Origin of the sequence: Micromonospora sp. DT43, from assembly GCF_049841645.1 — a bacterium.
Taxonomy (GTDB): Bacteria; Actinomycetota; Actinomycetes; order Mycobacteriales; family Micromonosporaceae; genus Micromonospora.
Genome location: NZ_JBNCKR010000005.1, coordinates 205,600 through 226,899 on the forward strand (window position 1 = coordinate 205,600; position 21,300 = coordinate 226,899).

A 21,300-nucleotide genomic window follows, 5' to 3' on the forward strand; every position below is an offset into this window, starting at 1 on the left:
GAAGGTCGGTGGCACGACAGGCGGCGTACCAGCCGGACGCTAGGAGGACGTGGTGAGCGCTCGTCGGCCGCAGTGTGAACCAGGCGTGAACACCTACGCGGGCACCGACCGCCGCGCGACCGGCCTGACCTCGCGCTGAACCGTTCGGCGTCACCGCACGTATTCCCGAGCGGACACACCGCCGGACGCGCGCCGGAAGTGAGGAGACCGCCATCAGCGACCATGACGCCCAACTGCTGCGGGCGCTGCACGACGAGCACGCGGAGGCGCTGTACGCACACGCCCTGCGGCTGGTCAACGGCGACCGGCAGCGGGCCGAGGACCTGGTGCAGGAGACGCTGCTGCGGGCCTGGCGGCATCCCGAGTCCCTCGACCCGCGCCGCGGCTCCGTACGCGCCTGGCTGTTCACCACCGCCCGTAACCTGGCCATCGACGCCTGGCGGCGACGGTCCACCCGGGTCGGTGAGGTCTTCACCGACGAGTTGCCCGAGCCGCCCGAGGTGGTCGACGAGGCGGAGCGCGCGGTGGAGGCGTGGACCGTCGCCGAGGCGCTGAACCGGCTCAGCCCCACCCACCGCGAGGTGCTTGTCGAGTGCTTCTACCAGGGGCGGTCGGTGGCCGAGGCGGCGTCGAGGCTGGGCGTGCCGCCGGGCACCGTGAAGTCGCGCACCCACTATGCCCTGCGCTCACTACGGTTGGTCCTGGCCGAGATGGGGGTGACGGGATGACGCGGTGCGAGTTCGCGCACGACGACGGCGCGTACGTGCTGGGTGCCCTGGCCCCCGCCGAGCGGGCGGCCTACGAGCGGCACCTCGCCGGCTGTGCGTCCTGCCGGGACGCGGTCGCCGAGATCGCCGTCCTCCCCGGACTGCTCGGCCGCCTCGACCCGGCGGGCCTGGAGCAGTTCCTGCCGCCGCCGTCCCCGCCCCGGGCGCCCGCGCTGATCGAGGAGGCCCGGGGCCGCCGGCGCCGCGAGCGTGCCGCGACCCGTCGGCGGTACGCCCTGACCACGCTCGCCGCCGCCGCGCTCGCCCTGGTGGTGGGCGTCGGTACGGCCGTGATCCTGCCCCGACCGGCCGCCGGGCCGGTCCCCCCGGGGGCGCAGGGCACCCGCCCCGGCCCGCAGGTGTCGATGGTCGCCATGCGGCCGGTGGCCACCGCCGGGCCGGTGCACGCAGAGATCGGGCTGGCCGGCAGCAAGTCGGGCACCGAGGTGACCATGCACTGCGGGTACGACGCGCGGACGAGCTACGGCAAGGCGTACCCGTTCCGGCTGGTGGCGCACGGTCCGAACGGCAGCAGCGAGCAGATCGGCTCCTGGCTGGCTGCCCCCGGCGACGACCTCAGTTTCACAGGCGTCACCCGCTTCACCGACGCCGAGCTGGTAAGCGTGGAACTCCAACGATCCGACGGCACGCCCCTGCTGACGTACGCGGTCCCGTAGCCCTCCCGTCAGGGGGTGGGGACGGGCACCTCGCCGGCGGCGGCGCGGGTGTGGGCGCGGGTGCGGCGGGACTGGTTGACGGCGTCGGCGGTGAAGACGATCAGGGCCAGCCAGACCAGTGCGAAACCGGCGAGGCGGGCCGGCGGCATCGGCTCGTGGAAGATCAGCACGCCGCAGGCGAGCTGGAGGACCGGTGCCAGGTACTGGATCATGCCGAGGCCGGTCAGGGGCAGCCGGTTGGCGGCCCCGGCGAACAGCAGCAGCGGGATGGCGGTGGCCGCACCGGCCAGCACCAGCAGCGCGGTGTGCCCGGCCGAGACATGCCCGAAGGTCAACTCGGCGTGTCGGCTCAGCCAGGCGAGATAGCCCAGCGCGGGCAGTGCCAGCACCGCCGACTCGACGAAGAGCCCCTCGGCGGCGGGCAGCCCGAGCCGCTTCTTGATCAGGCCGTAGCCGGCGAAGCTGAACGCCAGGGTCAGTGCCAGCCAGGGCAGCCGGCCGTAGTCGACGGCGAGCACCGCGACGGCCGCCGCACCGACGCCCAGCGCGATCCACTGCGCCGGGCGCAGCCGCTCCCGCAGCACCGTCACCCCGAGCAGCACCACCACGAGCGGGTTGATGAAGTAGCCGAGCGCCGTCTCCACGACACGGTCGGAGCTGACCCCGTAGATGTAGGTGCCCCAGTTGACGGCGATCAGCGCGGCGGCGGCGACGATCCCGGCCACCGTCCAGGGTCGGCGCAGCAGCGTCCGCAGGAAGCCGACGTTGCGCAGCGCGCCGAGCAGCAGGGCCACGAAGAGCACCGACCAGACGATCCGGTGGGCCAGGATCTCCAGCGGGCCGGTGGGTCGCAGCAGCTTGAAGTAGAGCGGAAAGAAACCCCAGAGCAGGTACGCGCCGATGCCGTAGAGGTATCCCAGGCGGAGTGGCGTCACGCCTCCACCGTAAGGGGTGAACCTCCGCCTTGTTCCTTTCCGGTGATCGGGGTCACGGGCGGCCGGCGGTCGAGCTGCATCCACCGCTGGGGAGCGTCCAACGGGGTGAAGCCGACCCGCGCGTACACCTCGTGCGCGTCGTTGGTGGCCAGCAGGATCCGGCGTACGCCCAGCTCGGCCAGGTGGTCGCGGACCGTGCCGGCCAGCCAACCGCCCAGTCCGAGGCCCCGGGAGGCGCTGTCGACGTACACGTCGCAGAGCCAGGCGAAGGTGAGGCCGTCGGTGACCGCCCGGGCCACCGCCACCTGACGGCCGTCCCCGGGCCGGTAGACCCCGAACGGAAGCGACCCGGCGAACGACCGCACGACCGTCTCCCGGTCGCGCCCCAGCGCCCAGTACGCGTCGGTGGACAGCCAGTGGTGTATCCGGTCCAGGTCGAGCCGGGCGGGGTCGGTGCAGATCAGGTGGCCGTCGGCGCGAGTCAGCGAGAACACGTCCGCGAGGCTAGCCAACCCGACCGGTTCGCCGGCCGGCCAATTCCCGAAGTCTGGTCACCGGACCGCCCGGCCCATCCGGGGCCGGGCGGTGCCTGTCGGTCGTGGTCGATCGTCGGTAGTGGGTCAGTCCCGGTCGAGAACGGCGCCGAGGATCCAGGTCACGATGCTCACGAACAGGGCGCCGAGCACTGCGGCCGGCCAGAAACCGTCCACCGAGAACGGCAGCCCGGCCTGGTCGGCGATCCAGCTGGTGAGCAGGAACAGCAGCCCGTTCACCACAAGCGCGATGAGCCCCAGGGTGAGCAGGTAGAAGCCGCAGCCAACGGTCTTGATGACCGGTTGGAGCACCGCGTTGACGACGCCGAAGATCACCGCCACCAGGATCAGCGTGGTGACCGTCTGCACGGCCGAGGTCGACTCCAGGTCGATGCCCGGGATGAGCAGTGTGGCCAACCAGAAGGCCAGCGCCGTGGAGGCCAGCCGAATCAGCAACCCTTTCAGAAAACCCATGGCCGGGATCGTGCCACGGACCACTCACCGGCGTAACCCACCGGTTGACCATCCCGGGACGACGCGGCTCGGGTCGACGCCCCATCGGCTCAGCCGCGCGCCGGGACGCCGATCAACTGGGCCTCGATCGGAGTGGGAGAGAGCAGCGCCCACCGCAGGGCTCGGCGGTTCACCACGGCCACCATGTCGTCCCGGATCCGGGTGAGCCAGTCGGCCGACCCGCCCAGCCCCAACGCCGCGCCGGCCAGCACGGCCTCGGCCGCGTGCAACGGTTGCAGCACCGCCAGGTCGGCGCGGCTCAACGCGTCCACATCGGCCGAGGTCAGCTCGTCGCGCACCACGAGGGTGGCCCGCCATGGCGGACCAGGCTCGGTCTCGGCCGGCATCGGCCCGGCGTCGACCACCAGCAGCAGCGGCTGGAGCGCGGTGCCCACCGACCCGGAGACCTGTCGACCCGGCGGGAGCAGCGGGATCGTTCCACCCGGCGCGCCCACACCTCGCACGAACGGCTCCCACACCCGCGGTCGCGCCGTCTGCACCACCACGAGCGCACCCAGGGCCATCGCGCGCAGCGCCACCAACTGCGCGACGCGTACCCCGCCCACCAGCAACACCCGCGTGCTCTCTGGCCGGAACAACCGCACGGTCACCGCGCCCCCGTGCCGGTTGGTGCCGACCATCATCCCCGCCTCGCCCAGGGTCAGTTCCCAGTCGTCAAGCGCCACCCTCGGCTGCGCCCCGGCGGTGCTGAGCGCCAGCGGCAGCGTGCCCGCCAGCCCGGTCAGGTGCGCGCCGTCGAGTCTGCGCAGCTCCCCGCCCACGCCACCGACCAGTTTGCCGAGCGCGTCGACGGCCACCGTCAGCTCGGCTGTCGACGCGGCAGCCAGGCGTACGGCCAGCTCGGTCGGTGCCGCGCCGGTGCCGCCGCCCGGCGGCGACCCCGCGCAGAGCGACACCGTCGTCGCGGTCGCCGGCAGCGCGAGCAGCCGGGGCACCAGCCGCCGCGCGGCCGGGGCGCCGGTCTGCGGCCGGTGGGCGAGCCGGAACGTGGCCTGGACCAGGGCGCCCGAGCGGAGCAGCGGCCACGACTCCCGCACCGGCTGGCCGTCGTGCTGGGCCAGCTCGCCCAGCACGCGCAGTGCCGCCGGTACGCCGAGCGGCCGGGCGGTAAGCGGCCCGAGTCGGCGGACGATCCGGCGTACCGTGCCGGCGAGCGCCCGACGCAGGGCCTCAGGCGTCCACCCGTCCGCCCGCAGCACCCGGACCGCCAGCACCGCCCGCTCGCGCCCGGTGAGTCGGCCGTCGGTGAGCTGCCGGTACGACGTTCCTACCGTGCCACCCGCCGCCGGGACGGGTGCCGGTGTCCCGCTGAGGAGTAGTTGGATCCGCAGCGGCGGGACGTCCGGTCCGGGCGTCGGCAGCAGCGCGGACGGGGTGGGGATCGCCCGGGACGCGTCGCCGAGCAGGTCGCCGGGGTCGCCGAGCTCCAGCAGCACCACCATGCCGCCGGTGTCCTCAAGCACCGCCGCCGGCCCGCCGGGCAGCTCCGTAGAGTGGACCACGGTGCCCGGGGCGACCAGGTCGAGCAACCCGGTCGGGCCGGTCTGCTCGCCCAGCGCCCGGCGTCGGGTCACATGCCCGGCGGCGATGCCCAGCCACTCGAAGAGCCACCGGCCATGGACCCGGACCCCGGCGGCCGCCACGAGAAGCGCCGCCACCATCAGCGCCGCGACGGTGACCGGAGTGCCCCGGCCCAGCGCGGCGAGGACGACAGCGACGGCTACCTGCCCGGTGACCAGTTGACCCACGCGCAACCCCGCGCCGCGCCGACCGAGAGCGGCCCACCGGTCGCGAGGCCCTCGACCGGGTACGCCGTCCCGAGCCGCCCCCGGCCCGGCGAGGCCGAGCGCGGTCGGGGCGGCGCCGGGCGCTGCGGTCGCGGTTGCCTCGGTGTCGATACCCGGCGCGGCGTCGACGGACGTGATCGCGCCGACGACGGTGGGAATGCCCGGCCCGGCTGTCGCGGCGCTCGCGGACGGGGCCGGGCCCCAACCGGGCCGGCTCGCCGGCTGCGGGCCTCCGGTGGTGATCGGCGACACCGCGCCTCCTCGACCAGTGTGGGACGTGCCGGGCGGCCGACCGCCCCGGTTGCCCGTCACGCGCCGCGACGTGGCTGCCGCACATCGTAAGCGACCGATGGCTCCCGTGGTTGTCCACAGGGGAGGTGCGCGGGGTAGCAGAACGGCTACCGGGCCGCTACCGTCAGCCACGAAGTTCATCGCTGACCCGCGTCCACCCTTGCTCGTCGACCGGGCCACGCGATCGGTGCGCTCCCACGGTGGGCGCATCGCCGGCCAGGCACAACCGAGGAGACGAGGTGATGTCCGGGTGTCCCAGACCCAGGCAGAAGCGGCGGTGATGCGGCATACCGCCGCGAAGTTCGAGCAGGTGGACCAGTCGTTGCAGTCCATGCTCACCGGCCTGCTGGCCGAGCTGGAGGTGTTGCAGCAGGCCTGGCGCGGCGCCGGTGGGCGGTCGTTCGAGCAGGTCAAGCGGCAGTGGTCACAGGATCAGGCGGCGTTGCACCGAGCCCTGCGGGAGACCGCAGGGGCCATCCGCACCGCCGGCCGACAGTACGACGTCTCCGATGACGAGGCGGCCAGCCGGGTGGCCGGCACCAACCGCGGCGGCATTCAGCTGCCGCTCTGACCTGCCGGGAGGGAGTTCCGATGGACAACGGTGTGCTGGTCGTCAACTTCGCCGCGCTGCAACAGGCCGGCGTGGACATTCAACGGGCGCTGAACACGCTCGACTCGCAGCTCGGCCAGCTCGAACGCGACGCCGCGCCGCTGGTGTCGGCCTGGGAGGGTGACGCCCGACAGGCGTACGAGCAGCGCCAGGCGCGGTGGCGGTCCGCCTCGCAGGACCTGCAGGCGATGCTGCGCGCGATCAAGCTGGCGGTGGACGACTCCGCTGCCGACTATCTGGACACGGAGAAGAAGAACACCGGGCTGTTCCAGTGACGCCGGTGGGCCGGGAGCGCTGACGGTGCCCGCGTCGGCGCCCCGGTCACTCTCCGACGAGGGGCGCTCAGGCAGCGGGGTCGGGTCAGGCCGGCTCGGCCGGTCGCCAACGCCGGCGGGCGCCGCGGGGCAGCACGAGGGCGAGCAACACCACGGCGACCGCCGTCACGCCGATCACCGCCCCGGCCACCAGAGCACGGTCCCGGGCGCTCGCGCGGCGGGCCTGGCGGGCGAGCAGCGCCGGATCGGGCCCGTCGTCGACGAGTGCGGCGACCGGCTGCGGACCCGCAGGCAGGCCACCCCCGGTCTCGGTGACCGCTCGGTACGGGTTCAACACGCCGGCGCCGTACCCGCCGCCGTGTCCCGTCCCCGGCGCCGGATCCACGGTGGCGACGATCCGCTCCGCCACCTCGGTGGCGGTCAACTCGGGTCGGTACGCCCGCAGCAGCGCCGCGGTGGCGGCCACGAACGGCACCGCGTAACTGGTGCCCTCGACCTGCTGATGGCCCTGCGCGGGCGCGGCGACAAGCACCGCGCTGCCCGGGGCGACCAGATCGACGTACGAGCCGGTCTGGGAGAAGGCCGCCCGTACCCCGTCCACCCCGATCGCGCCCACCCCGAGCACCCCGTCGTACGCGGCCGGGAACGGGATCGGGTCGCCGCTGTCGTGCAGGTTGCCCACGGCGGCCACCAGCACCACGTCCCGCTCGACGGCGTACCGCACAGCCGAGCGGACCTCCGGGTCGTCGGCGTACAGGACGACGGAGAAGTTGACCACGTCGGCGTCGTGGTCGACGGCCCAGCGGATGGCGCGGGCGAACTCGTCGGCGCTTACCGTGCGCCCCGACTCCCGGCCCTGCACCACCTGCTGCTCACTCACCCGTATCGGCAGGATCCGGGCGGCCGGAGCCAGGCCGTGGAAGGCGACACCGGGCCGGGGCGTCGCCGCGATGATGCTCGCCACGCCCGTGCCGTGCCCGGCGCAGTCCCGGCCGCCGTCCCCACCCGGGTCGAGCAGGTCCGCGCCGGCCAGCACCCGTCCGGTCAGCTGGGGGTGCGCCCGGTCGACTCCGGAGTCGACCACCGCGACCGTCACCCCGGCGCCGGTGGTCAGCGGCGCGAGCCGCGCGGGGTCGTACCTCTGCTGGGGCCAGGGTGTGGCCTCGACCGGCCGGACGGGCGCCAGTGGGGTCGCGCAGACCGGGGCCATCCGCAGCGCGGCGCTGGCGGCGACGGCCGGACCGGTCGCGCCGGTCAGCAGGGCGGCGGCCAGACCTGCCAGGACGGGGCGCGCGATCGATCGGGACATCGACAGCCTCCGTATCGTGTCGGCGTCGGAACGGGATGTTATCGCCTCGCCGCCGCCCCGGCGCACCGCCGCCCGCCAGCCGTTGTGATCGTGATACCACCTTGTAGGTTGTACGCGATACCTGTGGCCTGTTCTCGGAAGGAGAGGTGGCCGTGACCGAATGGGAGCCGGCCACGGAGGCCGAGGTGGCGATGTGGGACGCGCTGCGCGCCAACGACCAGGAGCTCTACTTCCGGCTCCTGTCCCGCACCGATCTGCTGTTGCCGGTCTCCACGCCGGCGCCGTCCGGGCAGGCGTCCGCCGGCTGGGGCACCTGGACCACAGGTGGCCGCACTCACGTGCTGGCCTTCACCTCCGCCGCGGCGCTGCGGGCCTGCCTCGGTGAGCACGCCGGCACCAATCGACGCGTCCCGTTCACCGACCTCGCTCTCGGCTGGCCCAATCACGAGTGGTGGCTCGCGGTCAACCCCGGGTTGCCCGTCGAGGGCTACCTGCCCGCCTGGTTCGTCTCCCAGCTCTCCCGCGGTGACGTCCGGCTGCCGGGCCGCGCCATGGGTGCCCGCGCCCGGCTGGAGCGGGCCGAGACGCTGGCCCGGTCGAGAGCAGGAACGACCGGCCGGGACGCCCCACCCACCACCGGGTTCGTGCCGCCCCCGCCACCCGTGTCGGATCCGGCACCGCCGGGACGACCCGCGCCGAGGACCGCAGTGCCGCCGGTGGGTGTGCCCCCGGCCCCGGGCATCCCGACCCGGCCCTCCGGTCTGGGTGATCTGTCGCGTCGGCCCGGCTCGGAGGACCCGCCCGCCGCCGGTCAGCGGCAGCCGAGCGCCCCGCCCCGACCGGCTCGCCCCGGCGCCGTTCCGGGCTCGGGCCGCACCGGCGCATCCCGGTACGTGCCGCTGGCCTCCACCGACCGCGCCCCGGCCGACCAGCCCGACCCCAACGCCGGCCGGCCGTCGACGAGCCGCCCGGCGGGCGACGGCGACGTGCCGGCCGCCGGTGACGGCAGCAGCCAGGGTGGCCGACGTTCATTCTTCGAACCGACGTCCGGTCGGGCGTCCGGCCCGGTCTCCGGCGACGGTCGGCCGGGCGACCGCGCAGTGCCGCCGTCCCGATTCGGGCGGGGCAGTCAGCCCTTCCCGCGCCGCCGGCCCGCCGACGCACCGGGTGGTGACAGCGCGACACAGGCCTTCCCGATGCCGGCACCGGACGCCACCCGACCGCTACGGCCCTCGGCCGGCGACCTGGGCGCGTCCCGGGTCGTACGAGCGCCGGCGACCGACCACGAGGCCACGCAACCTCTGCCGCCGCGACGGCCCAGCCCGTTGGCCGAGGAACCCACCCATGCGTTCCGGGTGCCCGGCCCAGCCGGGGAGGAGCCGTCGCCGACCCGCACGCGGGCTCCCGTCTCTTCGGCGGACGAGACCCAGGCGATCCCGCGGGGCCGGCCCGGTGAGCGGCAGCGCTTCGAGCCGGTGGAGGAGTTGTCGCCGTCGGTCGCGGAGCCGGTCTCCGGCCCACCCGCCCCGCGGCGCGGCTTCACGCCCATCGTCATCGAGGGCACCATCATCGAGTCCCGGGATCTCGTCGACCCGACCGAGGTCGGCCCGGCGTTCGACGAGCCATGGCGACCCGGCCCGACCACCGCCCCACCAGCGTCGGCCCCGTCCGTGCCCGGCCCGTCGACGTTCGGCCCGTCGACGTTCGATCCGCCTACGTCCGGCTCGTCCGCGCCCGCCCCGCCGATGTTCGGCTCGTCGGCGTCCGGCTCGTCCGCGCCCGCCCCGCCGATGTTCGGCTCGTCGGCGTCCGGCCCGTCTACCTCCGGCCCGTCCGCGTTCGGCTCGTCCGCGCCCGGCCCGTCGGCGTTCGATCCGTCTACCTCCGGCCTGTCGGCGTCCGGCCCGTCGGCGTTCGGCCCGTCGACGTCCGGCCCGTCGACGTTCGGCTCGTTCGTGCCCGGGGCAGGCGTCGACGCGGGGCCGATCGACGCGACCGACAGCGGCGCGGGCCTTCTCGATGCGGCGGAAGGCGGCACGGGCCTGTTCGGCCCGGCGGGGGGCGGCCCGCACGGTGGCGCCGACCGACTGGGCACCGACACCGGCACCGACGTGGGAGACGATGACCGGGCTGGCGGCAGTCCGGTGGACGACGCCGGCCTGGGCGGCGGTGACCTGGCCGGCGGTGACCTGGCCGGCGGTGACCTGAGCGGCGGCCCGGCCGGCCTGGACGGCAGTGGGACGCCGCTCCGCTCCCCGGTCGGCGATGCGCCGGAGGCGGCACGCACCGACAACGCCGCCACCGGGGAACCCGCGGCAGCGGACGGCCAACGGGCGATGGTCGACGAGCCCGCGTCGGTGCCGTTCGAGCCGGCCAACACCGTCGAGGAGGATCTGCTCGGCGCGGCCGGTGCCGGCAGCACCGACACGTTCCTGTCCACTTTGCTGCTGGCCCGGGTCCTGCTTCCGGCGGCGACGGACTCGGTGCGCGGCAGCCGTCCCGGTGACCCGGGTTTCGTCTGGCAGACCGCGCAGCTCGACGGCGAGACGTACGTGGTGGTCTACACGTCGCCGGAGCGCCTCGCCGACCACGTCGAGGGTGACATCGACACGGTCCGGGTGAAGTTCGCCCAGCTGATCCGGCGGTGGCCTGACGAGGACTGGTCGTTCGCCGTCAACCCGGGCACGCCTGTCGGCGCGAAGCTGCCCGGCGACCAGATCGTCGCGTTGGCCAACTGGGCCGCCGAGGTGGGGCTCGGCGACGACCTGGAGGTCGACCCGCAGGAACCGGCGGTCGAGGCGGAACCGGCGGCCCGCACCCGGTACGCCCCGGCAGCGGTCGATCCGGCCCGACCGACAGTGATGCAGAAGGCGATAGCGCCAAGTCAACTCGCGTACTACCTGGAGCGGGGGTACGACCGGGTCTCCGGTTTCGTGCACCGGGCCGGCGAGTTGGCACACCTGACCACGCCGGCCGAGCTGCACGACGCGCTGGGTCTCAGCTACCCGAGTTCGCCGTTCGTGCGGGACGCCGAGGAGATCTACGTGCTGCGCTGGCCGGCGCACCGTCCCAGCCTCTACCGGATTCCGTACGGCGGCCAGAACGAGCCGGCGATGCGGGCCATGGAGGGCTGGGTCATCGAGCGCCCGCCGTTTCGGGGCAACGGCTTCGCCCCGGGCGAGAGCAGTGACGTGGTGGCGGAGTTCAAGGTGGACAGCGCCCGCCTTCCGCACGGCGCGCAACTCCTGCGCATCGGCGGGGACGGCACCGAGCGGGTGGTCGCGGTGCTCGACACCGACGCGGTGGTCTGGCGACGGGTCGGGGAGGCATGATGCGCGACGGCTACGTGGCGCGTTGGCAGGGTCGGGAGTACCAGGCGAGCCCGGACGGCGACGACATCCGGCTCTACCAGCCGGAGCCGGGTGAGGGCTTCGAGGAGGTCCGCCCCGGCCGGTACGTGCGGGTGCTGCCGGCGAGCGAGATCGAGGACCTGGCGTACGTGCGGACCACCTGCACGTGGCAGGGACAGCCGTTCATCGTGCTCGGGAAACACGACAACTGGCTGCGCGTGGAGTACACGGGCGGGCGCTGGCCGGTGGCCGAGGCGATGCGGCTGGAGGTCTTCGACTTCGGCGTCTACCAGGGCTGGGCGCCGGCCGCCGAGGTCACCGACCTGCGGGAGCAGCGGGTCTGATCGGTCAGGACTTGGCCCAGCGCAGGATCTCGCCGAGCACCAGCTCGGGTGCTTCGAGGTGGGGGAAGTGCCCCACCCCGTCGAGCAGGCGCCACTCGTACGGCGCCACGACGTACCGGCCGGAACCCAGGGCGGTCCGGGGTAGGGCGGCGACGTCCTGTGCGCCGTGCAGTTGCAGAGTCGGCGTGACCAGCGGCTTCTGCATGAGGCGTACGAACCGGTAGCCGTGCAGCCGCAGCACCGAGCGGAAGGCCCAGCGGTAGCCCTCCAGTGCGCAGAAGGCGGCCTGCGGTACGCGCATCGCCTCCCGGCACCGCTCGGCGTACGCCTCGAAGCCCGGGCTGGCCGCCCAGCGTGGCCCGGCCCAGCGACGCAGGATCTCTCCGACGGCCGCCCCGCCGTCCCTCGTGAGCACGTGCTCGTAGCGGGGGAGCTGGAACTTCAACGCCGGGGTGGAGGCGGCGAACTGCCCGCGCGGGTCGGCGAAGATGGCGGCGCGCAGGCGCAGCGGGTGGGGTGCTCCGAGCACCACCAGCCGGCGGACGAGGGCGGGGTGGAACGACGCGACCGTCCAGGCCACCATGCCGCCGACGCCGCTGCCGACCAGCGTCGCCGACCGTTCACCGAGGGCCCGGATCAGGCCGGCGATGTCGGCGGCGAGGGTGTAGCCGTCGTACCCCCGGGGTGGTTTGTCGCTGGCGCCGTAACCGCGCAGGTCCACGGCGACCGCGCGGAAGCCGGCGTCGGCGACCGCCGGGAGCATCTGGTGCCAGGCCCACCAGTGCTCGGGAAAGCCGTGCAGGAAGAGCACCATCGGCCCGGTGCCGGCCTCGACCACGTGGAACCGGGTGCCGTTGGCGCCGACGAAACGGTGCGTCCACGGCCCCTCGGTGAGGACGCAGGACTCGTCGACGACTCCGCCGCGCTGGTCGGTCATGGCAGACAGCCTAGGACCTCGCCGACGAGCAGCCGTTTCGCCGGCCCGTCTTGGGGCGGGAGTCTCGGGCTGCGGTCAACCGACCGCCCTGATCGAGACGATCCTGACCGGAGTGCCCGACCCGCAGTCGATGTCAGGAACGGCGGTGTCGACGGTCAACCGGACCGTCGTGCCGACGGCGAAGGAGCCCATTCCCGGCCCGTACAGGGCGTACTGCCGGCCCTCTTCGCTGACCAGGCCGTAGCAGGGCCCGTCACCGCCCCGACTGATCCGGCCGGCCAGCACGATCGCCTTGCGCGCGTCGGTCGGGTTGCGTGGCGGCCCGGTCGGCGGGCGCAGCGTGGGCAGTGGGATCTGGCTACGTGACGGCCTGTCGGAGGGGGACGACCCCGTCGGATCGGTGCGACTGCTCGGCGTCGCGGCCGAGGACGGTGTGCCGATCGAGGGTGTGCCGGACGGGGTCTGCTCGGTGGGCACGGGGTCTCCTTCGATCCGCGTTCCGGTGCAGCCGGTGAGCGCCAGCAGGGCGGCCAGACCGGCGCCGGTCAGGGTGGTGCGGGTTCGCGGGTGCACGGGTGATCGGACGTGCTGGGCTGCGTCGGGGTTCCCGGAACGGGCGATGCCCGGGCAGGTGACCTGCCCGGGCATCGCCGTGGTGCGGGTGTCGCGTGATCCGAGGATCAGAAGAAGCGGACGTTTGTGTAGATGCCGTCCTGCGACAGAACCTTGATCTTCCGGCCGGTCGCCGGGAGCTTGACGCCGTGGTTCGGCAGCTCCGGGTACCAGTACTGCTGGGTGTCGTCGAACAGGGGCTGCGCAGCCTGGCCGCGGATGTAGTTCGGCTGGCTGTTGATGTGCAGCGTGAACGAGTCGGCCTTCTTGAGGCCGAACGGCGCGTCGTAGACCTGGACGCGGGCCCGCCAGGGGGCACCGGTCAGGTTGTAGAGCGGCCGCGGGTGCGCGTCGATGTACAGGTTCCGGCCCTCACCAGGGTGACCACCCGGGTTGAGCTCCGGGTCGTACGGCATGGTGTTGTTGTCGGCGAACCGGAGGTTCCAGTACGAGATCAGCAGACCCTCCTGGTACGCGTAGTGGTCCACGTAGTCCGGGCGGGTGTTCGCGTAGCCGAAGTAGTACGGGCCGGTCTTGAGGTACTTGTCGTACGAGGTGTACGACCGGGTGCCGGCGATGTAGTAGTTGGCGAACATGCGGGTGTAGGTGGCCGAGGCGATCTCGAACTTCCCGGCGAAGGTCCAGCCGTTGGCACCGTTCTCGCCGCCGTCGGTGAACACGGTCTGACCGTCGGCGGTCACGGTGATCGCGTCACCGTAGAAGCCGCCCCGGGACAGGCCGCCGTCGGTCTGGTAGCGCAGCCGGAACTGCACGACCTTGCCCGCCGCCACGTTCATCGGAATGTTGACGTCGACCCACTTGCCGGCACTGGAACCGTCCAGGGCGAAACGCCCGGGTGAGATCTCCTTCAGCGGCCTGCCGTTGACGGTGCCGGGCAGGGTCGCCCACGTCTTGCCGCCATCCAGCGACGCCTCGAAGAACAGGTAGTCGAACCCGGTCTCGATGTTGTAGCGGCCCTTCATGGTCAGGGCGGCCGACGACTTGCCGGTGAGGTCCAGCGTCCGGGTCATCGTGCTGTTGAGGTTGTCCTCGTTGCCCGTGAAGAACTGCTTGCTGCCCTCGAACGGCGCGCCGTTGGAGAAGGTGTACTCACGCGGCGGGAGGTCGACCACCGCGGCCTGCGCCTCCGGCGAGTTGTACTCCTGCGGGCCGAGCTTCACGGTGCGCTTCTCGTTCGGCCCGATCGTGTCGTGGTCGAGCCAGCCGAGCTGGAGCTTGTTCCACGCGCCGAGGTCGCCACCGCGGTCACCGATGGCCGGGTCGTTCTTGGCACCCAGCCGGCTCTGGGCCATCAGGGTCCAGTGCTCGTTGTTGTTGTCGCCGCTGGCGCCCACGTTGTAGTCGTCCGGGAGACCGAGGTCGTGGCCGTACTCGTGGTAGAAGACGCTCCGGCCACCGTTCTCCGGCTGGATCGTGTAGTCACCGATCCAGACGCCGGTGTTGCCGATCTCCGTGCCACCACCCGGGAAGGTGTCCGGGCCGGTGTTGCCCTGGTCCGAGGCGTACGCGTACCAGCGGTGGCTCCAGATGGCGTCCTCACCCTGGATCGGGTCACCGTCGGCCTGGTCGCCGCCGGAGTGGACGATCTGGAAGTGGTCGATGTAGCCGTCCGACTCGTTGAAGTTGCCGTCGCCGTCGTAGTCGTACCTGTCGTACTCGTCCATCGACTTGACGTCGGCGGCGATCTGCGCGTCGGTGCGGCCGGCGGCCTTCTGGTCGATGACCCACTGGTTGGCGGCGTCGCGGACCAGTGCCCAGGTGTTGTCGCAGACGTTGCTGTCGCAGACCGCGGGGTCGTTGGCCGGGTTCGGGGAGTCGTCCGCGATCGGGTCGTCGGACCGGCCGTAGCGGGCCTCGTTGTACTTGACCTTGACCCAGTCGGTGACCTCGCCCTGGACGCTGTAGCGACCCGAGGACTGGGCCTCGTAGTACTGCTTCAGCGACTCGTCACCGGGGTTGGTGCCGAAGTAGAGCTGCCGGTAGTGGTCGGCGTTGAAGTCCGGCTGCCAGACGGTGGAGTTGTCCACCGCCCGGTTGGGCGCCGGAATCGCGTTGTGCAGCGGCCCGTCGAACTTGGTCGGCCCCGCGGTGTCGGGGCTGGTGTTCTTGTCCGGGTAGTCCGGGTGCCGCTCGTTGCCGAACTCGGCGAGGATCACGAAGATCTTGTCGGTCCGCTCGCGGGAGAGTTCGACGTACTGGTCCTCGGTCTGGGCCGTGCCCGCCCCGGTGGTGCGGGCGCTGGCCCCGTCGGACTGGGTCTTGCCGACCTTGACGACGGTGCTGCCGTTGATCTTCTGTGCCTTGGACTTGCCGGACAGGACCTTGCTGAGGCCCTCCTGGCGCAGCGATCGCCGCTTGTCCTCCAGCGGGTTCGGCAGGTCGTGGTCCGCAAGGGCGGGCTCGGCGACCGACGGAGCGGCCGTCGGCAACTTCGGCTGCGGCGCGGCACTGGCGGACGGTCCGAACGCCAGCCCTGTCGCCGTCAGTGAGAGCCCGATCAGACCCACTGCGACTTTGCGCACGTGGTACCTCCGGTGTGAGGGAACCGGCCCAACGGGGGTGAGGCCGGCGATAGATCGATCCCACTAGTGGGACCAATGGTGAACATAGACACTGCTGGGACGGGTGGGAAGATGTGCGCGTCGATTTGTTGCAAGATTTTGTTGGGAATGCTTTCCACCGTCACACCCCTGCGCTTCATCAGCACACGAGCCGGCGCGGTCGGGGCGCAGTCACTCCCACAGCGACATATTTCGATCAAGAAGATCGGTTGTACGACAGTGGGGCCGGTGGCGTTCCCGCCACCGGCCCCACAGTCAGTTCCTGATCAGTAAAGCGTTACTTCTTCGCCGGCGTCACGAAGATCGTGGCGGACGAGTTGTCCCGCGCGGCCTTCTTGATGGTCAGCGAGACGCCATAGTTCACGCCCGCGTCGCCGGGGTTGCCGGTGCCGAGAACGATCGCGCCACCGCCAAGCGTCACGCCGTAGAACTCCGGCGCCGGGCTGCCATCCGGGTGGGTGACCCGGGTGGTGTACGGGGCGTTGCCCCGCGACGGCAGCACCACGGAGGCGTCGTTGTCCCGCGCGTACGGAGCACCGTCACGCATCTCGATGCCCGGGTACCAGCCCTTGGCGTCGGTGAAGGACTTCACCGGCGCCTGCGCCTTGAACTTCGTGCAGTACGCGCTGTACGGCTCGCCCTCGGCCTCCAGGCACTCCGTGAAGGGGTACGTCTTCTGGAGCGTGAAGGCCGCGTTCGACGACTGCGGACGGCTGGGCAGGTTGTCCGTCACCGACGGGTCCTTCTCCGCGGCCGTGCCGGTGCGCCGGAGCGGGTCGAAGTGCGAGTCCACGATGAGGAGCCCGCCCTTCGCGCCGTAGCTGGGCAGCGAGGTCATCTGCGCGGTGACGTGGTTGACGTCGCCGAGCGCGGAGTCCCGGTACCAGACCAGCATGCCCGGAGCGTTGTACGACAGCCGGTCGACCTTCCACGCCTCGTGGGAGTAGATGGTGTCGTACGCGTACTTCAGGCCGTTGTCGAAGCCGTCGAAGTTACGCCACTCGGCCAGGTAGAACTGCGCGTGCACCTCGGTGCCGCTGGAGACCTTCCAGCCCTCGCCGGTGGTGTCGACGAAGGTGCCGCCGGTGGCCGTCCAGCCGTTGGCGCCGCCCTCCACGTCGTCACTCCACGTGGTCGCGCCGCCGCCGGTGACCGAGAAGTCGTCGGCGAACCAGTTGCGCTCCTCGAACGCCTCGTCGGTGGCCTGACGCAGCCGCAGCTGCACCGTCTTGCCCGCGTACGCCGACAGGTCGACGTAGTCGTGCCGCCAGCCGTCGGTGCTGCCGGTCAGGCCGTACTTCTTGCCGCCGAAGTCGTTCATCCGGCCGTTCGGGTCCTGGTAGTCGTCAGGCGTGGTGACCACGGCGCCGCCCTCGGCGTACACCTTCTGCTCGGTCCAGGTCGTCCCGCCGTCCGTCGAGAGCTCGACGAAGCCGTAGTCCCAGTCCTCCTCGATGATGTAGTTGTTCCACATCCAGAACTTGGCGTCCGCGGCGTTGGGCACCTCGACCGAGCGGCTGAGCTTGACGTCGGCCCACTCCTGGTCGTTGTTGCTGTGCCACATCTTCGTGCCGCTGTGCGGCGTGGCCAGGACCGTCACCTTGTCCGGCAGGTCGACCTTGATGCCGTCCTCGGAGTCGATGGGCGTCCGCGACGTCTGCCCGAGCTTCACCTCACGCGGGTTGGAGCCGGGGCGGATGGTCAGCGGGTCGGCCCAGCCGAGCACCCACTTGTCCCAGATGCCCATGTGCGTCGGCAGCGCCTGGAAGACCTCGCCCGAGTGCGATCCCGAGGCCATCAGGTCCCAGAAGTCGATGTCGGAGTCGGCGTTGCCGGACGTGTCGTAGAGGTCCGGCAGACCGAGGTCGTGACCGAACTCGTGGGCGAAGACGCCGACGCCGGCGTCCTCGGGCTGCACGATGTAGTTCGACACCTTGAGGTTGGTGCCCGGGATGCTGTAGCCACCGGCGACCGTGGAGGAGTGCGCCCACACGGCGTACACGCCCTGGTCGCCGCCGCCACGCGACTTGCCCTGGCCGGCGTGCACCAGCACGAGGTGGTCGATCACGCCGTCCGGCTCGAAGAGGTTGCCGTCACCGTCGCGGTCGGCCTGGTCCTCCTTGTCGTAGTCGGCCCACGGGAAGCTCGGGTCCTTGGCGGCGAGCGCGTCGATCGCGTCGGTCGCCAGGCGGCCCGCGCCGGCCGGGTTGTCCGGGTGACCGTTCATCGACTGCTCACGGCCGGGAACCCAGTTGCCGTTCTCGTCCTTGGTGCAGCGGTTGGCGGCGTACCAGCCCTCCGAGTGCGGCACGCTGATCCACGGGCTGGCCTGCCCGTCCACCGTGTACGCGTTCTTGGACATCTCCAGGTACATGTTGTGCATGGTGCGCCCGGAGATGTCGATGCCCTTCTTACCGTCCGGGCCCTTCAGGTCCTTGCGAACCCGCTCGGTGATGCCCTTCTTGGTGTACAGCATCTTGTCGTAGTGCTGCGGAGAGAAGTCCGGCACCCACATCGAGTTGTTGTCCTCGTAACCCAGCGTCGCCGGGTTCGGGATCGTGTTGTGCTTCGGGCCGTTCTGCACGGTGCCCGGCACGCAGGTGCGGTCCTCGAACACCGTCTTCGGGACCATCACGCCCGTGAAGTCGTCGTTCGCCTGGTCGTTGAACTCCACAAGCAGCGTCAGCAGCTTCGCCGTCTGAGTGGTCGGCGCCTGCTTGATCTGCCGCGGGTTCTTGCCGGTCTTGATCGACTTGGCCTCGATCTTGGCCAGCTGCTCGGCGGCGACCGGGTTGCCCCGCGCGTGCTTCTGGTCGAACGCGCGCGCGTCGTCCACAGCCGGGGCGTAGACGCCACCCTTGCCCTTGACCTCGCGGCCGGTGGTGTCCGTCTGCACCTCGGGCTCGGCGTAGTTGATGTAGTACTCGTCGGCCCCGATCACCGCCCGGGGGGTGGTGGACGGCTGCGCCGACGCACTGCCACTCACGGTCAGCGAGGTGGCCGCGAGGGCGATGACGGGCAGCGCGACGAGTAGTCGTCGACGCGACCCCGGATGGGAGTTTCTGTTCATGCCGCTCCGTTTCTCGGGCATGGGCGGAGGAAGCCGGCCGACTCGGGGCGCGCGGAGGCGCATCGAGGCCAGCCGACCTTCGTGAAACTAAATGAGAAACACACCGAACGGCGGGAACGTGATGGAGGCGTTATTCGTCCAACCACTCGCGGCGGCCGCTGAGTGTGGGCGTACCTCCACAAAAGATGACGATGGGTGACGGTCCGGACGGACCGTCACCCATCGCTTGTGTACGCCTGTCGTCAGTCCTCGTCGGACTTCGCGCCGCTCATCCCGGAGGAGATCAGGTCCATCACCGACGAGTCCTGCAGCGTGGTCACGTCGCCGAGCGACCGGTTCTCGGCCACGTCCCGCAGCAATCGACGCATGATCTTGCCCGAGCGGGTCTTCGGCAGCTCCGCCACCAGCATGATCTGCCGCGGCTTGGCGATCGGGCCGAGCGTCTTCGCCACGTGGTTGCGCAGGTCGGCGATGAGCTGCTCACCCGCCTCGCCGGCGATGTCGGTGCTGCCCCGCGGGATGGCGAACGCCACGATCGCCTGGCCGGTGGTCGGGTCGGTCGCGCCCACCACCGCGGCCTCCGCCACCGACGGGTGCGACACCAGCGCCGACTCCACCTCGGTCGTGGAGATGTTGTGCCCGGACACCAGCATCACGTCGTCGACCCGACCCAGCAGCCAGATGTGCCCGTCGTCGTCCTTCTTCGCGCCGTCACCGGCGAAGTACATGCCCTCGAACCGCGACCAGTACGTCTCGATGAACCGGTTGTCGTCACCCCAGATGGTGCGCAGCATCGACGGCCACGGCTCGCGCAGCACCAGGTAACCGCCACCGCCGTTGGGCACCGACTGGCCCTGGTCGTCGACCACGTCGGCGACGATGCCCGGCAGCGGCGCCATCGCCGAACCCGGCTTCGTCGCCGTCACCCCCGGCAGCGGGGAGATCATGATGGCGCCCGTCTCGGTCTGCCACCAGGTGTCCACGATGGGCAGCTCGCCGCCGCCGACGTGCTGCCTGTACCACATCCACGCCTCGGGGTTGATCGGCTCGCCGACGCTGCCCAGCAGCCGCAGCGACGACAGGTCGAAGCCGGCGGGGATGTCCTCGCCCCACTTCATCATCGTCCGGATCAGGGTGGGCGCGGTGTAGAGGATGGTCACGCCGTAGCGGTCGACGATCTCCCAGAAGCGGCCCTTGTGCGGGGTGTCCGGGGTGCCCTCGTACATGACCTGCGTGGCGCCGTTGGAGAGCGGGCCGTACACGATGTACGAGTGGCCGGTCACCCAGCCGATGTCGGCGGTGCACCAGTAGACGTCCGTCTCCGGCTTCAGGTCGAACACCGCGTGCGTCGTGTACGACGCCTGGGTGAGGTAACCGCCTGTCGTGTGCAGGATGCCCTTCGGCCGGGCCGTGGTGCCACTGGTGTAGAGGATGAACAGTGGGTGCTCGGCGTCGAACGGCTGCGCCGTGTGCTCGGCCGACGCCGTCTCCACCGTCTCGTGCCACCAGTGGTCCTTCTCCGACCACGCCACGTCCTCACCGGTGCGGCGGACCACAAGCACGTGCTCCACCGACGGTGAGCTCGCCACCGCCTCGTCCACTGTCGGCTTCAACGCCGACGGCTTGCCCCGCCGGTAACCACCGTCCGCGGTGATCACCACCTTGGCGCTGGCGTCCTGGATCCGGTTGCTCAACGAGTCCGCGGAGAAGCCGCCGAAGACCACGCTGTGCGCCGCGCCGATCCGGGCGCAGGCCAGCATCGCGACCGCCGCCTCCGGGATCATCGGCAGGTAGATCGCCACCCGGTCGCCCGCCGTGACGCCCAGGTCGGTGAGCGCGTTCGCCGCCCGGCAGGTCAACGCGTGCAGGTCGGCGTACGTGAGGGTGCGCGTATCGCCCGGCTCGCCCTCCCAGTGGATCGCCACCTTGTCGCCCCGACCCGCCTCGACGTGCCGGTCCAGACAGTTGTAGGCCACGTTGAGCTGCCCGCCGACGAACCACTTCGCGAAAGGCGGGTTCGACCAGTCGAGCACCTCGTCCCACTTCTTCGACCAGGCCAGCCGGTCGGCCTGCTTCGCCCAGAAGGCGAGCCGGTCGGCCTGCGCCTCGGCGTACGCGTCGACGGTGACGTTGGCGTGCGCGGCGAGTTCGGCCGGCGGAGGGAACTGGCGCGTCTCGTTCAGCAGATTGGCCAATGCCTCGCTCATGCCGTGACTCCTCGTCCTCGGGGTGACCTGCGTCTCGCTGGGCCTGAGGGTAGTCGCGGGGTCCCCGGCCGGCGACCGCTGCCCACCCCGTCGCGCCGAGCGGCCCCCGCCACGCGCCCGACGGCCCACCCGCCCGCCCGGGCCGTCGGCTCGGCGGGCACGGAGCGGCTCGGCGGGCACGGAGCGGCGGGCCTTGATCGACACGGCGGGCACGGAACGGCGCGGCGGGCCTTGAGCGGCGCGGGTTCAGGGAAACGGCGGTATTCAGGCCGGTGGAACACCCCGATTGCGCTGAACCCGTGTTGACCTTGCCCGGCGGCGGGCCGAGAGAGCAGGCCGAGGGTCGAAGGGGCGGGTCGCGGGCCGAGGCGGAGGGCCGCCGCACGGCGGTCGAGGAGCAGGGGCGGGCCGGCGCCGGGTGGCTCGGGTCGCGTCAGGGCGGGTGCGGCCCGCCGGGCCGGGGCGGTGCCGGGTGTCCCA

16 protein-coding genes are annotated in these 21,300 nt (G+C 71.9%); 6 read left to right on the forward strand and 10 right to left on the reverse strand.

Translation table 11 applies throughout. The features are described 5' to 3' along the window. The first annotated feature begins 212 nt into the window (after positions 1-212). Together ACLQ26_RS14980 and ACLQ26_RS14985 are read left to right on the forward strand one after the other, a co-directional pair. Positions 213-728, forward strand: a complete 516-nt coding sequence (locus ACLQ26_RS14980; RefSeq protein ID WP_266249813.1) for a sigma-70 family RNA polymerase sigma factor — start codon at positions 213-215, stop codon at positions 726-728. After that, positions 725-1,444 (forward strand): anti-sigma factor family protein, encoded by a 720-nt coding sequence (locus ACLQ26_RS14985; protein ID WP_425744973.1) that lies wholly within the window; start codon positions 725-727, stop codon positions 1,442-1,444. Before ACLQ26_RS14980 ends, ACLQ26_RS14985 begins: the two co-directional genes overlap by 4 nt. Positions 1,445-1,452: 8 nt before the next feature. On the opposite strand, the gene rarD is transcribed toward ACLQ26_RS14985, so the two are convergent. The 4 genes from rarD to eccE form a co-directional block, all read right to left on the reverse strand. Further along, positions 1,453-2,379, reverse strand: a complete 927-nt coding sequence (gene rarD, locus ACLQ26_RS14990) for an EamA family transporter RarD (protein ID WP_425744974.1) — start codon at positions 2,377-2,379, stop codon at positions 1,453-1,455. After that, positions 2,376-2,873, reverse strand: coding sequence for a GNAT family N-acetyltransferase (locus ACLQ26_RS14995; RefSeq protein WP_425744975.1), 498 nt, complete (start codon positions 2,871-2,873; stop codon positions 2,376-2,378). Before ACLQ26_RS14995 ends, rarD begins: the two co-directional genes overlap by 4 nt. Before the next feature lie 126 nt (positions 2,874-2,999). Next, entirely contained in the window at positions 3,000-3,386 is a 387-nt protein-coding gene (locus tag ACLQ26_RS15000) for a phage holin family protein (RefSeq protein ID WP_425744976.1), read from the reverse strand. Between the two features lie 89 nt (positions 3,387-3,475). Further along, on the reverse strand, positions 3,476-5,371 hold the full coding sequence (gene eccE, locus ACLQ26_RS15005; RefSeq protein ID WP_425745183.1) for a type VII secretion protein EccE: 1,896 nt from the start codon (positions 5,369-5,371) through the stop codon (positions 3,476-3,478). Between the two features lie 403 nt (positions 5,372-5,774). On the opposite strand from eccE, the gene ACLQ26_RS15010 reads away from it, so the two are divergent. Both ACLQ26_RS15010 and ACLQ26_RS15015 read left to right on the forward strand, forming a co-directional pair. Further along, positions 5,775-6,095, forward strand: coding sequence for a WXG100 family type VII secretion target (locus tag ACLQ26_RS15010; RefSeq protein ID WP_007454622.1), 321 nt, complete (start codon positions 5,775-5,777; stop codon positions 6,093-6,095). A 20-nt stretch (positions 6,096-6,115) separates the two neighbouring features. Beyond that, positions 6,116-6,409: a WXG100 family type VII secretion target gene (locus ACLQ26_RS15015; RefSeq protein ID WP_363687884.1), complete on the forward strand. Its 294-nt coding sequence runs from the start codon at positions 6,116-6,118 to the stop codon at positions 6,407-6,409. Between the two features lie 85 nt (positions 6,410-6,494). Here ACLQ26_RS15015 and mycP read toward each other — a convergent pair whose 3' ends face one another. Next, the gene (gene mycP / locus ACLQ26_RS15020; protein ID WP_425744977.1) at positions 6,495-7,718 is read right to left on the reverse strand and encodes a type VII secretion-associated serine protease mycosin; all 1,224 of its coding nucleotides are present in this window, start codon (positions 7,716-7,718) and stop codon (positions 6,495-6,497) included. Between the two features lie 152 nt (positions 7,719-7,870). On the opposite strand from mycP, the gene ACLQ26_RS15025 reads away from it, so the two are divergent. Together ACLQ26_RS15025 and ACLQ26_RS15030 are read left to right on the forward strand one after the other, a co-directional pair. Further along, positions 7,871-11,050: an SseB family protein gene (locus ACLQ26_RS15025; RefSeq protein ID WP_425744978.1), complete on the forward strand. Its 3,180-nt coding sequence runs from the start codon at positions 7,871-7,873 to the stop codon at positions 11,048-11,050. Beyond that, positions 11,047-11,412: a hypothetical protein gene (locus ACLQ26_RS15030; protein ID WP_425744979.1), complete on the forward strand. Its 366-nt coding sequence runs from the start codon at positions 11,047-11,049 to the stop codon at positions 11,410-11,412. The genes ACLQ26_RS15025 and ACLQ26_RS15030 overlap by 4 nt, the downstream gene beginning before the upstream one ends. Positions 11,413-11,416: 4 nt before the next feature. On the opposite strand, the gene ACLQ26_RS15035 is transcribed toward ACLQ26_RS15030, so the two are convergent. The 5 genes from ACLQ26_RS15035 to acs form a co-directional block, all read right to left on the reverse strand. After that, a complete protein-coding gene (locus tag ACLQ26_RS15035; RefSeq protein ID WP_363687878.1) occupies positions 11,417-12,349 on the reverse strand; it encodes an alpha/beta fold hydrolase in 933 nt (310 codons plus the stop codon). A gap of 75 nt (positions 12,350-12,424) precedes the next feature. After that, positions 12,425-12,922, reverse strand: coding sequence for a hypothetical protein (locus ACLQ26_RS15040; RefSeq protein WP_425744980.1), 498 nt, complete (start codon positions 12,920-12,922; stop codon positions 12,425-12,427). 107 nt (positions 12,923-13,029) lie between these two features. Continuing rightward, positions 13,030-15,489: an immune inhibitor A domain-containing protein gene (locus tag ACLQ26_RS15045; protein ID WP_425745184.1), complete on the reverse strand. Its 2,460-nt coding sequence runs from the start codon at positions 15,487-15,489 to the stop codon at positions 13,030-13,032. 331 nt (positions 15,490-15,820) lie between these two features. After that, positions 15,821-18,613, reverse strand: a complete 2,793-nt coding sequence (locus ACLQ26_RS15050) for an immune inhibitor A domain-containing protein (protein ID WP_425744981.1) — start codon at positions 18,611-18,613, stop codon at positions 15,821-15,823. 242 nt (positions 18,614-18,855) lie between these two features. Further along, entirely contained in the window at positions 18,856-20,820 is a 1,965-nt protein-coding gene (acs, locus tag ACLQ26_RS15055; RefSeq protein WP_425744982.1) for an acetate--CoA ligase, read from the reverse strand. Positions 20,821-21,300 lie beyond the last annotated feature (480 nt).

What these genes read in the sequence shown, in the direction of transcription:
- mycP (WP_425744977.1), bottom strand. Translation starts at nt 7,718, where the DNA reads ATGTCCCGATCGATCGCGCGCCCCGTCCTGGCAGGTCTGGCCGCCGCC.
- ACLQ26_RS15035 (WP_363687878.1), bottom strand. Translation starts at nt 12,349, where the DNA reads ATGACCGACCAGCGCGGCGGAGTCGTCGACGAGTCCTGCGTCCTCACC.
- ACLQ26_RS15015 (WP_363687884.1), top strand. Translation starts at nt 6,116, where the DNA reads ATGGACAACGGTGTGCTGGTCGTCAACTTCGCCGCGCTGCAACAGGCC.
- ACLQ26_RS15000 (WP_425744976.1), bottom strand. Translation starts at nt 3,386, where the DNA reads ATGGGTTTTCTGAAAGGGTTGCTGATTCGGCTGGCCTCCACGGCGCTG.
- ACLQ26_RS15050 (WP_425744981.1), bottom strand. Translation starts at nt 18,613, where the DNA reads ATGAACAGAAACTCCCATCCGGGGTCGCGTCGACGACTACTCGTCGCG.
- acs (WP_425744982.1), bottom strand. Translation starts at nt 20,820, where the DNA reads ATGAGCGAGGCATTGGCCAATCTGCTGAACGAGACGCGCCAGTTCCCT.
- ACLQ26_RS15030 (WP_425744979.1), top strand. Translation starts at nt 11,047, where the DNA reads ATGATGCGCGACGGCTACGTGGCGCGTTGGCAGGGTCGGGAGTACCAG.
- ACLQ26_RS14985 (WP_425744973.1), top strand. Translation starts at nt 725, where the DNA reads ATGACGCGGTGCGAGTTCGCGCACGACGACGGCGCGTACGTGCTGGGT.